Below are 13,313 nucleotides of genomic sequence, written 5' to 3' on the forward strand. Positions count from 1 at the left end.
TGCCTGCCTCCGGTTCTGCCGGACAGACACTGCAGAGCAGCCAGTCAGAACAGTGACTCAGGCAGGTAAGTCATGCAGCTCAGCCGCTTCAGCGATTACAGTTTACGCGTACTCTTCTACACAGCCACCAACAACCACCGTCTGTGCCAGCTTGCAGAAATTGCTGACTTCTTCGACATTTCTGTCGAACACTTACGCAAGGTCGTACATGGACTGGCTAAATCCGGCTATCTGGAAACATTCAGAGGAAAGAAAGGTGGTATACGGCTGGCCATTGCATCTGAAGACATCAACCTTGCAGAAGTCATAGCCCTGACGGAAGGTATGCGGCCACTGGTTGACTGCACCGGCCAGGAGTGCTGCCTTGCACCCGCATGCGGCCTGAAAAACATTCTTGCCCAGGCACAGGCCGCCATGATGAAAACTCTGGCGCTGTATTCACTGGCAGATATTTTAGACGACCCGCAGATGCAGAGCCGTCTGATCGTGACCAGCCGCTGAATTATTCGGCCAGTTCCAGTTTCTCACTGGCAACAATGACACCGTTGTTATCAGCATAAACATAGTGACCCGGTGTAAACGTCGCACCGCCAAAATTCAGCGACACATTCAGCTCACCCACACCTTTCTTTTCGGTCTTCATCGGATTAGGTCCCAGCGCCTGCACCCCCAGATCCAGCTCACCGATCGCATTCACATCACGGATACAGCCGTAGATAATGATGCCTTCCCAGCCATTAAGCGCGGCCTTCTCTGCCAGCATATCGCCCAGCATGGCACGGCGCATTGAGCCGCCCCCGTCAACAACCAACACTTTACCCGTTCCCGGCAGCGCAACCTGCTCGCGGACCAGCGAGTTATCTTCAAAGGCTTTCAGCGTGACGATCTCACCACCAAAACGCTCACGGCCACCATAGTTGCCAAACATCGGCTCTACGACCTGAATTTTTTCCGGAAACTGGTCACATAACTCGGGTAATAAATCGTCCACGAAGCACTCCTTAATTATCTTTATACGAATACATATCAGTTACCGCATCATCCTCGATATCCGCGGCTTATGCACTACCACTTAAGAGGGAAAAGCACGGTTATTCGGCAACTTTTTCGAACAGATAACTGTCAATCCCACCTTCTTCATCGTTGTGGTTGCGATATTCCAGCAGAGTGAGCCCCGCCTGACGCTGACCGGAAAAGTCACAAAACTCAGCGTCATCAAGACAAAATCTTGCTGAAAAGCCCTGCTGCTGATGCTGCCTCTGATTAAAGGTTGCCAGCCAGGCACGCCCTCCCGGCGACAACAAACCGGCCAAGCCTGCCAACAGCTCCGGCGTTGGCCTGAAATAACTCATCACCACATTGTCAAAACGGCCCAGCTGCTGCAACGCAGCTGTATCATCGAGATCCACACAACAGGTTTTAACTGTCAGCCCGGCGTCTTCAGCGAAACCAGCCAGCCGCGCCAAACCCGTTGCCGATATATCCGCAGCGGTCACCATAAAGCCTTTGTCAGCCAGAAACAGGCTCGCCGCCCCGTCACCGCTGGCAATATCCAGCACTGTACCCGGCTTCAGAAGCGACCATTCGGTAAGAAGAATTTTTGGCGCCCCGGGCGGGACAGAAGGCTTACCGGCGTAACGCTGGTCCCACTTAATACGGTCTTGCTGCATAACGGCTGATATCCCACGATAAAAACAGGCCGTCGATTATGCGCGCAAGGCAGGAGACGGGCAAGCAACACCTGCCCTGAACGGCTCAGGAACCGGATTTGTCACGCGTGGCTAACTGACGGTCCATTTCCCCATACTGGCGCTCATAAGCCTGCGGATCAGACTGCCATAGCCGGTAGAGCTTGCGGTCGTTTTTAGCCATCGGCGGCACCTGCTGATGCCGCCGCTTCCAGGCCCGCCAGCTAAGCGGACCAAACACCAGCAATATAAATATCAGCAACAATGGCCATGAAACATCACTATCAATCATTACAGCCTTCTTAAGTTAGCGGCTCAGAGACAGCAACATCTGCAACGGATGAGGAATCTGTTGCTGATCCTGCCTTTTCACCTGACTCCTGCACGAGTAGCCAGTCGCAACCAGACGATCACGGTTTTCGGGGGCATTCACCACACCGGACCAGCTCATTTTATAGATTCCGGCGGATGTGTCAGCATTTTCTGCTTCATGGCCATAGGTGCCAGACATACCGCAACACCCGGTCGCTGCCTGAGTCAGCGCCTGGCCGCAATCAGAAAAGATCTGCTGCCAGCCTTTCATACTTACTGCCGCCGACGTTTTCTCAGTGCAGTGAGCCAGTAGCACAAACTCACCGGCGTCCAGATTATAATCCGCCGCAAAGCCTTTCAAGGCATCACTCTGCCCTGCCAGCCACTCCTGTAACAACTGCACTTCAATCTGATCCCGGTCAGGATTATCGCGGTACTCCTGACGGTATGTAAGCGTCATTGCCGGATCAATTCCCACCAGTGGCACACCGGTACCTTGCAGCCCTTTCAACATTTCAGTATTGCGGTCGGCGGCTTTCTCAAACCCTTTCATAAAACCGTGCACATGCAGCGGCTTACCATTCGGCCTGAACGGTGCAAGTAAGACATTAAAACCAAGCCGCTGCAGCAACTCGATAACATCCAGTACCAACGGTACTTCAAAGTGACTGGTAAACGCATCCTGCACCAGAATCACGGTGCGGGCACGGTCTGCCTGATTCAGACGGGCAATACGGCTGACCGTTGCCAGCTCAACCGCCTGCGCTTCTAACTGCCCTGCCAGACTCTCCGGAGACATTGCCGGGTTATCGATCAGCCCCAACAACCTGGCGGTAACAGCGCGCATCGCCGGCCGCTGGGTCAGGGTGTTATACAGCCCCGGCCATTTCGCCAACGTCGGCAGCAAAGGCTCCAGCCCCGCCAGCAAATAATCTTTAGCCGGGCGCATATAACGGCCGTAATACAACTCAAGAAAACGGGCACGGAAATCCGGCACATTCACTTTAATCGGACACTGGGCCACACAGGACTTGCAGGACAAACACCCTTGCATGGCCTCATACACTTCATGGTTAAAGTCATACTGGCCACGCTTAAGCAACAGACTGTTAAGTAATCTGGCCGGCAAGCTAAATAGGAAGTTAGACGAACGCACCTTCTGATGCTCGGCGACCGGATCCGTATTATGAACCGCCAGCTGTTTCAGCCACTCCCGCACCAGTGAAGACCGCCCCTTGGGAGAGTGTTTACGCTCCCGGGTGACCTTCCATGAAGGACACATAGCATCCTTCGGATCGTAGTTATAACAGGCGCCATTACCGTTACAGAACATCGCCTGACTGTATTCATCTCTGGCCGCCAGCGGAATCAGACGATCCTGCTGCCCCCGTGTAGCAACCTCATCAATTTTCAGCAGCTGCGCACCACTGCCTGCCGGGGTGGCTATCTTGCCGGGATTAAGCTGATTAAAGGGATCAAAGCCGGCCTTCAGGCGTTGCAACTGAGGGTAAAGTTCACCAAAAAATGCCGGTGCATACTCTGAACGGACGCCTTTACCGTGCTCGCCCCACAGCAAGCCGTTATATTTCTGCGTCAGCGCCACCACGCCGTCGGTGACCGTGCGGACCAGAGCCTCATCAACTTCATCTTTCATATCCATCGCCGGCCGGACATGCAACACACCGGCATCAACATGCCCGAACATGCCATACGCCAGCCCGTGCTGATCCAGTAACGCCCGGAACTCGGCAATAAAAGGCGCCAGATTTTCCGGCGGCACGGCGGTATCTTCCACAAAAGGAATGGGCCGTTGCTGGCCCTTGGCATTCCCCAGCAAACCTACGGCCTTTTTACGCATTGCCCAGACCTTGCTGATTTCTGCTCCGCCGTACACCACAGAATAACCGAAGCTTTTAGCCGGCTGCTGGTTTACCTCATCCAGATACGTTGTTAGCCGGGCCACACCGGCTTCCAGTTCTGCCTGACTGGCCGCGGTATATTCCACCAGATTAATGCCCTTAATCTCCGGCTCAGCAGCATCCTGCGGGAAATAGTCTTCAACGGTCTGCCAGACAATATCCTGCATCGCCAGCGACAACACTTTAGAATCAATGGTTTCTACGGATGTCGGGCCACATCCCAAAATTTGCTTGGCATCCTCAAGGGAATCCTGAAAACCGGCATACTTAATATTGACCAGCGCAGCATATTCAGGAATCGGCAACACATTCAGTTTTGCCTCTGTGATAAACGCCAGCGACCCTTCCGCGCCACAGAGTACCGAATTCAGATCAAACAAACCTTCTTCAGTCCGGATATGGGCCAGGTCGTAACCGGTAAGGCAGCGGTTAAGTGGCGGAAACACATCGGAAATCAGCTGTCGGTTCTCACGGTGAATAGCATCCACCAGACGGTGGACTTCGCCGACTTTATCGTTGCGCTGTTTAACCGTTCCCAGCTCAGTATCCGACAAAGGTTCTGACTGCCACTCACTGCCATCAAGAAACACTGAATTCAGTGCCAGCACATGATCCCGGGTTTTACCGTACAGGCAGGAACCCTGACCACTTGCGTCGGTATTAATCATGCCGCCGATGGTCGCCCGGTTACTGGTAGACAGCTCCGGCGCAAAGAACAAACCATGAGGTTTAAGCGCAGCATTCAGCTGATCTTTAACCACCCCGGTCTGAACCCGGACCCAGCCTTCTTCAGCATTAATTTCCAGAATCTGGTTCATATGGCGGGAAATATCCACCACAACCCCATCGGTCAGCGACTGTCCGTTAGTACCGGTACCGCCTCCACGTGGAGCCAGAACAACCTCTTTAAAACGCTCTTCGCTGACAAGCCGGGCAATCATCACCAGATCGGATGTTTGCTTTGGATACACCACCCCCTGGGGTAATACCTGATAAATACTGTTATCCGTTGCCAACACAACCCGGTTGGCATAATCAGGATTTACATCACCGCCAAATCCTCGGGCAGTTAACTGATTAAAAAACTCCAGATACAGACTCTGCACAGGATTCAGATTATCAAGACGGGGGATCATACAATCACTCTTTATAATTTATTAACAATCAGTTACAGCACAAAACTAAACTAAGACAACAGAAAAATCAGACGCTGAAAACGATGCTATATGGCTCTTATCAGGGTAGTCTGAAGCATGATAATTAATTACTCAAATGATTTAATTTGATACATTAATCGCTATTACCAATCAATCTTTCAGTCTGCAGCCATGCCAAACAGCCATCACCTGTCCATCCGCCACCTCCGTGCATTCCTCCGTATCGCCGAAACAGGCAGCTTTACCCGGGCAGCCGAAAGCCTTCACCAGACCCAGTCAACACTGACAGCAACCATCAAACAACTTGAACAGCATGTTGGCCTGTCACTGTTTGACCGCACTACCCGCCGGGTCATCCTCACCCAGGCGGGGGAACGTTTTATGCCCCAGGCAAAACAACTTATCTCTGATTTCGATACCGCCATTGGTGATCTGCAAGCCATATCCGCCCATCAGCAGGGCCTGGTAACTGTCGCCGCCTCCCCTTCAACGGTCAGCAGGTTGCTGCCCAAGCTGGTACAGCTTTATAAGACGCAATACCCTGACGTCGACATCTGCCTGCGGGACGACAATGCTGCCCAGCTTGAACAACTGGTCATCAGCAATGATGCTGACTTTGCGATTGCCGCCAGCCACAGCCAGCATCCGGACCTTGAATACCGGCAGATTCTGAGCGATGACTACGGCGCAGTACTGGCCCGGCACCACCCTTTGAGCGACATGCCAACACTTTCCTGGCAGCAGATCGCCGGCGAACCTCTTATTCACCTGAGCAGAGACAGCGCAATACGCCAGCAGCTTACTGAACACATTCCTGCGTTTTCACGCCCACCGGGGCTGGAAGTATCAACCACCGCCGGGCTGGCTGCGCTGGTTGAACAGGGCCTTGGCATTACGCTGTTACCGGCACTTGCCGCCAGCACAACCGCCTTTCAGAACCTCAGCTTTGTTCCCCTGAACGCCCCGGCCATTACCCGCCGCATCTGTATCATTACCCGTAAATCCCGCTCCCTCAGCCCTGCAGCGGCCAGCTTTCTGCAACTGATAACTGAATATCTTGAACACGCCCGCCTGCCCGGACATGTGCGTCTGACCCGGGAATGAAAACATATGTCATTTTGGGATATGCATGCCCTTCTGCAGCCTCCTGATCGCTATATCTGAATGAATTCTTTCTATAGGCTTAACGGACAAGCTCAAAATGGGTAATGGAATAAGGATGATGTTCCGTACCAACTGTCCTAACTCTCAAGCTTTATGTTGCAGGAAGATTAGCGCCTATTATGAAAATAAATATCACCCACAAAGCTTCGATCGGATACCTGATTATTCTGATCATGACGGTGGTCGCAGCCGCCATTCTGTATAACGCCACACATCTGATCCGGGACAAGGTAAACGTCTTTGTTGACGACACGCTGCCCGCACTCAACCACATTCAGGATATCAACCTCTCACTGAATGAGCTGGAAATCACTGCCTATGAACTCTATGGCACCAGCATCAACCCTGAACAGTTTGCCGAACGGGCTGCCGCTGAACTTGAGCATATTAATGCTGCCGTCACCGCCTATCAGACCATCCGTGGCAATGACATGGGGCAACTGCAGGGTATCGTCGACTCCGTCAGCAGCTCTCTGGGACAGTTACAGCAAACCATGTCTGCCAGTAATAAAGACTGGGATAAAGCCCGTAATCAACTGGCCGACCTTTCCGCCCGAGCCACCGATGGCAAGCACCGGATTGTTGAAATTAAACAGATGATCCAGGAAGACGCCAGCGCCGGTGTTGCGGAAGTCAGCAAGATGCTGGGCAATGAAATCCAGCTGTTAGTGGTACTTATCATCCTGATTCTCGCCGTCGTTATTGCCGCATTCATCGTTACCAAGCGGCTGGTGGCAGCCCCCATCCTGTCACTCTCTAACGACATTGACGTAGTTGCCAGCAGCTATGACCTGCGCCATGAGGTCAAAACCTTTGCCCATGACGAAATTGGCGACACCGCACAGCGCCTTAATGCCCTGCTGGGTACGTTCCGCTCCGCCATGGCCGAAGTAAACAATGCCGCCCAGGGCACCCAAAACGCCGTTTCCACACTCAGCTCGGTGGCCAGCACATCGGATCAGCAAATCGATAATCTCAGCCTGATGATTGATGAACTGATGAATACCACCCGCGAACTTGAAGGCCACATTCAGGATCAGGTTGTCCGCTCTGAAGCCGCCGCAGAAGCTGCCAACAAAGGCGCTGACGAAGTCGACAAAGGCGCGTCTCAGATGCAACGCACCTCTGACAGCATCGACGAACTGGCCAATGACGTAGAAAAAGCCTCGAATGAACTGATGCAACTGCATGAAACCAGTAATCAGGTTGGTCAGGTTGTCAGTACCATTGCCGATATTGCCGAACAAACCAACCTGCTGGCACTGAACGCCGCCATTGAGGCCGCACGGGCCGGTGAATCAGGCCGTGGCTTCGCAGTTGTCGCCGACGAGGTACGCACCCTGGCGACCCGTACTCACCAGTCCACTGCTGAAATTAACGACATGCTGGCAGCGCTTGTGCAGTCAATCAATACGGTGGTGAACTCCATGCAAAGTGGCCGTGAAAAAGCCTCGGCATCGGTAGAACTCGGCCAGAATATGGTGACGGTACTGAATGAGATCCGTGCTTCTATTCTGTCCCTCAGTGAGGAAAGCCATCAAGTGGCGACTGAAACAGAACGGGCCGGGCAGCAGGTTTCCAGCATTGCTGACGATGTCCAGCAATTCTGCTCTGTCGGTAAAAATGTTGCGGAAGATTCCCAGCGAATTAAAGCTGAAGCAGAAAGCCTGAATGATCACGGTAACACGCTGAACAACACTGTGGCCCGCTTTAAAGTCTGACACAGACACACAGAAAAAAGCCTCTGCAGTTCGCTGCAGAGGCTTTTTTATTTAACGGCGGCGCAATACCAGATACACACCAAACACCGTCACGCCGATAGCCCCCAGCTGAATGAGCGTCAGTTGTTCATCAAACAACAGCCAGGCTTCGATAGCGGCCGCCGGCGGCACCAGATAAAAGAAGCTGGCCACCCGCGCAGACTCACCTTCACGGATCATCAGCATCAGCAGCAGTATCGCCGCCACGGAAAGCCCAAACACCAGCCAGGCCATTGCCAGCCACAATGTCGGTGTCCATTGCACCACCCGGTCTTCAAACAGAAAGGCCAGCAGCCCCATAAAAACGGCCGTGGAAATGTACTGAAAAACCGAACCGGCCAGTAAATCCACCTGACCACCAAAACGCTTCTGGTACAGCGTGCCCACTGAAATGGCAATCAGTGCCACCCCCACAGCCACAAAGGCGGCACCGCCCACATTCAGGTTTGCCCCGGCCTGCTGACCACTGAGAATAACCACACTCACCCCGAGCAACCCCAGCACCATGCCAAGCCACTGAATCCCCAGCAGCTTCTGACCGAACCAGCGCCAGCTCAGCAAGGCTGTCAGCAAAGGCTGCAGACCGACAAATATGGCCGTCAGACCCGCCGGCATACCCAGTTTAATGGCAGCAAACACCCCTCCCAGATAACAGCCATGTACCAGAAATCCGGTTACCATCTGGTGGCTGGCCTCCACCGGACCGGGCCAGCGGGGCTTAAAGACAATACACAGCCCGGCAAACACCACCAGGGTAAACAACATACGGATAAACAGCAGATAAAATGGCTCTATAAATGGCAGCGCATATTTCGCACCGATAAAGCCGGTACTCCACAACAGCACGAACATCCATGGAACGAGCGCAATGGCGCGATTCATACAAGCATCCTTTAATAACGAATAGCGGAAAACATCTGAAAAACAAAGAACGCCGCATCATATCGAAAATAGATGGCAGGCAATACCACCAGATGAGCATAAAAATATTAGTTAACTATTATTCCTTCATCATTAACCTGTATTGCAGTAAAAACCCTCAGTATTAAGGCATACAAACCCTAGCCTCAGGTTGACGTTCTGCCACTCCCTGAGTTACAAGTAAAATGCCGCAACGCATTTTCATCAGCTAATATCTGCATACAGCTGATGTCATAAGTTTCTGATAATCAAAAAATAATATGCGGCCACAGATAATAAGAAGTATTTATGAGCAAATTCTACACCGCTGAACGCGTCACAATTAACAGCCTCAACGACCTTACCCAGCGACCCGGTTTCAGTGATACCGTCCGGCCCCTGCGGTCCGAGTTCCGGTACGTCGTTGCTGCATATTCCTTCCCCCGCAAAATTGCCAGCTGCTCGGTCACTAACTGCTATCAGAATCACAAGAAGGGCTTTCTGGTACACACTGCACACGGGCGGGAATGCTGTCTGTGCGACAGCTGTGCCCGCAAACTGATGCCTGCAGAAATGCTAAAGCCACCCCGCGCAGCAAGAGTCAGCAGCCGGCCGGCAGCGCCAAAAACAAAAACCGTCAGCAAAAGCACCCCGGCAGAGCCGCCTGCCGACACCGTTGTACTCAGTCTCAGCGAGATCCGGCAGCGCTGTGCTGATACCAAGAACCGTGTTGAAGCCCTAAAAAAACAACCCAAGGGCGCAAGTTGGCTCTATCAGTCAGTGCGCAATTTCCGTCAGGCCTGCCCTTCCGAGCTGTTTGACGCCCTGAAAAGCCTGCATCAGCAGGGAGAGAACAGCCCGGTCATTGAGCAAATGATTGAAGCAGACGCCAGCGACGCTCAGCTAGCAGATATTGAAAGCCTTCAGGGGCTGGGCGTTTTCAACGGCGACATCCGACAGCAACTGATCGATACCTGCCTGAAAGGCATCACTGAGCTGGAGAAGAAACTCAGCAGATATAACGATTCCGAAACGCTTCAGCTACCGGAAAACTGGTTCGATGACATCAGCCAGGCCCTGGCCAGCGGAGAACAACTGATTGCTGAAGCCAGCCTGTTTTTCACACCGGAAAATCTGCAGCACCTCACCAGCCTGCCGTTAGATGAAAAGGCCCGGCAAAAAGTCCGCAAGCTGCAGTGGGACTGTGAGAAAGGAACCATACGCTGACATGGATTTTATCCGCGCCACCCACTTACCAGCCCCGGAGCGGCTGCACGAAGACCTGTGCTGGTTCCATCACCATAGCCCGCTGGGGCGGTCAACATTACTCATATATGCCACTGAACGGGACTTTCTGTCCGCCCCCAAGAGCTTCGCAGTACTGGAACTTTCAGGTGAATCCGACCCGGAAATTCATCAAATGAATGCAGCTGACTACCTGCAGCAACTTGATCCGGAAAATCCCCTCACGACAGGCCTGTACCGAATGACACTGGATGAAACCACGGAGATTATTCTGTTACTGAGCCAGCAGTCCGCACTGGAAATCACCTGCCGGACACATCAGCTGAAAACAACCCTTTACCACTGCGCTGACAGTCAGCAGGCGTTGCAGCAATACCTGCAGACCGCCTGACAACGGTCAGTCTTTTTTCCCCCAGGGGCTACTTTTGGTATCAAGGTACAGCTGCTCAACCTTACTGCGCGCCCAGGGGGTGCGGCGCAAAAACTTAAGGCTGGATTTAACGCTCGGGTTTGCCTGAAAGCAGTTAATATCAATTAATTGTCCGAGACGTTCCCAGCCATAATGCTGCTCCAGTTCAACAACAATCTGTTCCAGCTTAATGCCATGTAAGGGGTTATTCGGTTGCTGATCCATAAATTTCCGGCCGGATGATTAATAATGGCGCAATTATACGGCCTATCAAACCGGCCCGATACCCGACATCCAGATTCCGCACCGTTAACCTGTCCCGCCGGATTTCAGGCCATACTTTTACCTGTTTACCTGCTCCGGCCGCCAGAGAGCGGCAGACTGGCATTTTCCTCTGCATTTGAGCTGGGTTACAATGCCCGGCCTGAACATCAACCCTTATCAATAAGCTGTAACCTGATATGACTTTTGATACGCTGCAAGACAACTTTTACCGCCTCCGCAACAACCGTATGTTCGAATGGTTTGTCGTAGGCATCATCATCTTTTCCGCACTGGTAATCGGCGCAAAAACCTACGATATTCCACCGCAGGTATTACAGCTGATCAGTTGGCTGGACAGCGGTATCACGGTATTCTTCCTTATTGAAATCAGCATTCGTTTTATTGGCGAACCGGATAAGCGCAACTTCTTTAAAAATCCGTGGAACCTGTTCGATACCCTGATCGTTGTCATCAGCCTGATCCCGATTCAGGACAGCGAAATGGCACTGATAGGCCGCCTGATCCGGATTTTCCGGGTGTTACGGATGGTTTCGATCATTCCCGAGTTGCGCCTGCTGCTGAACTCACTGATTAAAGCCCTGCCGCAACTGGGCTATGTGATCCTGCTGATGTTCATTATTTTCTATATCTATGCAGCAGTCGGCGCATCCTTCTTCGCCCACATCAATGAAACCCTGTGGGGTGACATTTCCATTGCCATGCTCACACTGTTCCGGGTAATGACCTTTGAAGACTGGACCGACGTCATGTACGAAACAATGGCCGTCTACTCCTTCAGCTGGGCGTATTATCTGAGCTTTATCTTCCTGACAACATTTGCCTTCCTGAACATGGTGATCGGTATCGTTGTCAATGTGATGGAAGCGGAACATGCAGACGAACGCAAAGAACAGGACATGGCCGACGGCGTGCCTACAATCGAAGATCTGCACAAAGAAATTATTGAGCTGAAAGCCCTGATCAGAGATCAGCACACTCACCGTTAATACAGCAAGTCTTAATCTGCACAAAAAAAGCCTCATGATGAGGCTTTTTTTATATCCGGGCCCGCTATCAGGGCCTGAGAGTCTGGCCCTGCGAACTGATTTTCACCAGATCCGAGAACCCGGCCCCGGTATGCTGCTGATACACCTCATCCAGACTGCCATCCGCATGCATCGCCCCGATTGCATCATCGATGCGGCGCATTTTTTCACGCTGTCCGACGTTAAATGAAGGATACATCGGCTGCGTACTGAACACCGGCAACATAGGCTTCAGTGCCAGACCATGATCCCGGATCGCCTGCTGCATCACGACCACATCAGCAAACACCAGATCCAGGCGATTTTTCATAATCATCTTGCCGGCAACTTCCTCCGTCGCTACCCACTCAATTACCGGAAAGCCTGCGTTAAGAATTTTGGCTGAATACTGAAACCCCTGCATCAGCGCCAGGCGCTTATCAACCAGCTTGCCGACGTACTCATAGGGGCCGTAATCATCACCGTCACGTAACCAGAAAGCCTGAACATACAAAGCATTAGGGTGATCACCGTGAATCAGACCCGGACGCTCAACTGCATCCAGAGCAAAGTCATACTCGCCCCGCTGTACCATCACGATACACCGTTGCCAGGGTAAATTACGGAAGCTGATTTCGAACCCGGCCCGTTCTGCTGCAGCCTTCATTATATCGACGGTAATTCCGCCAGGCTGACCATCAATCATCCGTGTATAAGGGGGCCACTCCACAAAACAGGCTTTGAGCTTATCAGCTGCAAAAACCTGCGTGGCACCAAACAGAACAACAACCAGAACTGAACGAATCAGACAGTCGAAAAGTATGCGCATATTACGTTTCCTTTTGGCTATCAGAATGAATCTGTCACTGTTTCGCCCAGTATATAGCAGCTACTGCAAGGGTTACACGGGATATGCATGAAGGACTGCCCAGATCGGGGGAATGTGCCGCAAACAGTCAAGAAGCAGGCTATATCCCTTACAGGAAGCAAACATATAAAAAATCAGGACAGAGCTGCTCTTAGCTTTATACCATTTCTTAGTATCCTATCCAGTTGTATAGTTTTAGTGCCATATAAGCAGGGAAGGCTTCAGTGACACGGATTTTTCTAACAAAAAAGTTTACCAAATGGTCTGATGCTATTGGTTTGGCAGATGACAGAATCAAAGACACCATCGCTGAAATTGAAAACGGACTCATTGATGCGGATCTGGGTGGTTCCATTTTTAAAAAGCGCACAGGCATTAATGAGCGTGGTAATAGCGGCAGCCTGCGCACAATCATTGGATTCAAAAAAGGCAACAAAGCCTTTTTCCTTTACGGATTCCTGAAGAGCGAAACAGACAATATCACTCAGCAGGAAAAAGCGGCTTTCAAGGAAATGGCTAAAGTGTATTTTCAGGCTCAATGATGAGCAACTGAAAGCATCTCTCAAGTCTGGCGCAATACGCGAAATAACAAACAGCACTGA

At 51.9% G+C, this 13,313-nt stretch carries 14 protein-coding genes; 7 read left to right on the plus strand and 7 right to left on the minus strand.

Translation table 11 applies throughout. The annotated features are described in order from the left end of the window. Positions 1 to 72 precede the first annotated feature (72 nt). Positions 73 to 501 carry an RrF2 family transcriptional regulator gene (locus tag PCI15_RS12525; RefSeq protein WP_271270300.1) on the plus strand — a complete coding sequence of 143 codons (429 nt, stop codon included), beginning with the start codon at positions 73 to 75 and terminating at the stop codon, positions 499 to 501. 1 nt (position 502) lies between these two features. Here the strand turns inward: PCI15_RS12525 and rraA are convergent, their stop codons facing one another. The 4 genes from rraA to ydiJ form a co-directional block, all read right to left on the minus strand. Continuing rightward, on the minus strand, positions 503 to 991 hold the full coding sequence (gene rraA / locus PCI15_RS12530) for a ribonuclease E activity regulator RraA (protein ID WP_271270301.1): 489 nt from the start codon (positions 989 to 991) through the stop codon (positions 503 to 505). A gap of 100 nt (positions 992 to 1,091) precedes the next feature. Beyond that, positions 1,092 to 1,670: a methyltransferase domain-containing protein gene (locus PCI15_RS12535; protein ID WP_271270302.1), complete on the minus strand. Its 579-nt coding sequence runs from the start codon at positions 1,668 to 1,670 to the stop codon at positions 1,092 to 1,094. Between the two features lie 85 nt (positions 1,671 to 1,755). Further along, the gene (locus tag PCI15_RS12540; RefSeq protein WP_271270303.1) at positions 1,756 to 1,980 is read right to left on the minus strand and encodes a hypothetical protein; all 225 of its coding nucleotides are present in this window, start codon (positions 1,978 to 1,980) and stop codon (positions 1,756 to 1,758) included. Positions 1,981 to 1,995: 15 nt separating this feature from the next. Continuing rightward, positions 1,996 to 5,055 carry a D-2-hydroxyglutarate dehydrogenase YdiJ gene (ydiJ, locus tag PCI15_RS12545; protein ID WP_271270304.1) on the minus strand — a complete coding sequence of 1,020 codons (3,060 nt, stop codon included), beginning with the start codon at positions 5,053 to 5,055 and terminating at the stop codon, positions 1,996 to 1,998. 192 nt (positions 5,056 to 5,247) lie between these two features. On the opposite strand from ydiJ, the gene PCI15_RS12550 reads away from it, so the two are divergent. Next, complete coding sequence (locus PCI15_RS12550; RefSeq protein ID WP_271270305.1) at positions 5,248 to 6,180, plus strand: LysR family transcriptional regulator; 933 nt, start codon at positions 5,248 to 5,250, stop codon at positions 6,178 to 6,180. 179 nt (positions 6,181 to 6,359) lie between these two features. Further along, positions 6,360 to 7,961: a methyl-accepting chemotaxis protein gene (locus PCI15_RS12555; protein WP_271270306.1), complete on the plus strand. Its 1,602-nt coding sequence runs from the start codon at positions 6,360 to 6,362 to the stop codon at positions 7,959 to 7,961. Positions 7,962 to 8,012: 51 nt separating this feature from the next. Here PCI15_RS12555 and PCI15_RS12560 read toward each other — a convergent pair whose 3' ends face one another. Continuing rightward, positions 8,013 to 8,882 (minus strand): DMT family transporter, encoded by an 870-nt coding sequence (locus PCI15_RS12560; RefSeq protein ID WP_271270307.1) that lies wholly within the window; start codon positions 8,880 to 8,882, stop codon positions 8,013 to 8,015. Between the two features lie 327 nt (positions 8,883 to 9,209). Here PCI15_RS12560 and PCI15_RS12565 point away from each other — a divergent pair, with 327 nt between their 5' ends. Beyond that, positions 9,210 to 10,127, plus strand: coding sequence for a hypothetical protein (locus tag PCI15_RS12565; protein ID WP_271270308.1), 918 nt, complete (start codon positions 9,210 to 9,212; stop codon positions 10,125 to 10,127). Between the two features lies 1 nt (position 10,128). Next, a complete protein-coding gene (locus tag PCI15_RS12570) occupies positions 10,129 to 10,536 on the plus strand; it encodes a hypothetical protein (RefSeq protein ID WP_271270309.1) in 408 nt (135 codons plus the stop codon). 6 nt (positions 10,537 to 10,542) lie between these two features. Here PCI15_RS12570 and PCI15_RS12575 read toward each other — a convergent pair whose 3' ends face one another. Beyond that, positions 10,543 to 10,779, minus strand: a complete 237-nt coding sequence (locus PCI15_RS12575) for a VF530 family protein (protein ID WP_271270310.1) — start codon at positions 10,777 to 10,779, stop codon at positions 10,543 to 10,545. A gap of 236 nt (positions 10,780 to 11,015) precedes the next feature. On the opposite strand from PCI15_RS12575, the gene PCI15_RS12580 reads away from it, so the two are divergent. Continuing rightward, a complete protein-coding gene (locus PCI15_RS12580) occupies positions 11,016 to 11,825 on the plus strand; it encodes an ion transporter (protein WP_271270311.1) in 810 nt (269 codons plus the stop codon). Between the two features lie 67 nt (positions 11,826 to 11,892). On the opposite strand, the gene PCI15_RS12585 is transcribed toward PCI15_RS12580, so the two are convergent. Then, entirely contained in the window at positions 11,893 to 12,672 is a 780-nt protein-coding gene (locus tag PCI15_RS12585; protein ID WP_271270312.1) for a substrate-binding periplasmic protein, read from the minus strand. A gap of 263 nt (positions 12,673 to 12,935) precedes the next feature. Here PCI15_RS12585 and PCI15_RS12590 point away from each other — a divergent pair, with 263 nt between their 5' ends. After that, on the plus strand, positions 12,936 to 13,253 hold the full coding sequence (locus PCI15_RS12590; protein ID WP_271270313.1) for a type II toxin-antitoxin system RelE/ParE family toxin: 318 nt from the start codon (positions 12,936 to 12,938) through the stop codon (positions 13,251 to 13,253). Positions 13,254 to 13,313: the final 60 nt, after the last annotated feature.

The organism is Aliamphritea hakodatensis (assembly GCF_024347195.1).
GTDB lineage: Bacteria > Pseudomonadota > Gammaproteobacteria > Pseudomonadales > Balneatricaceae > Amphritea > Amphritea hakodatensis.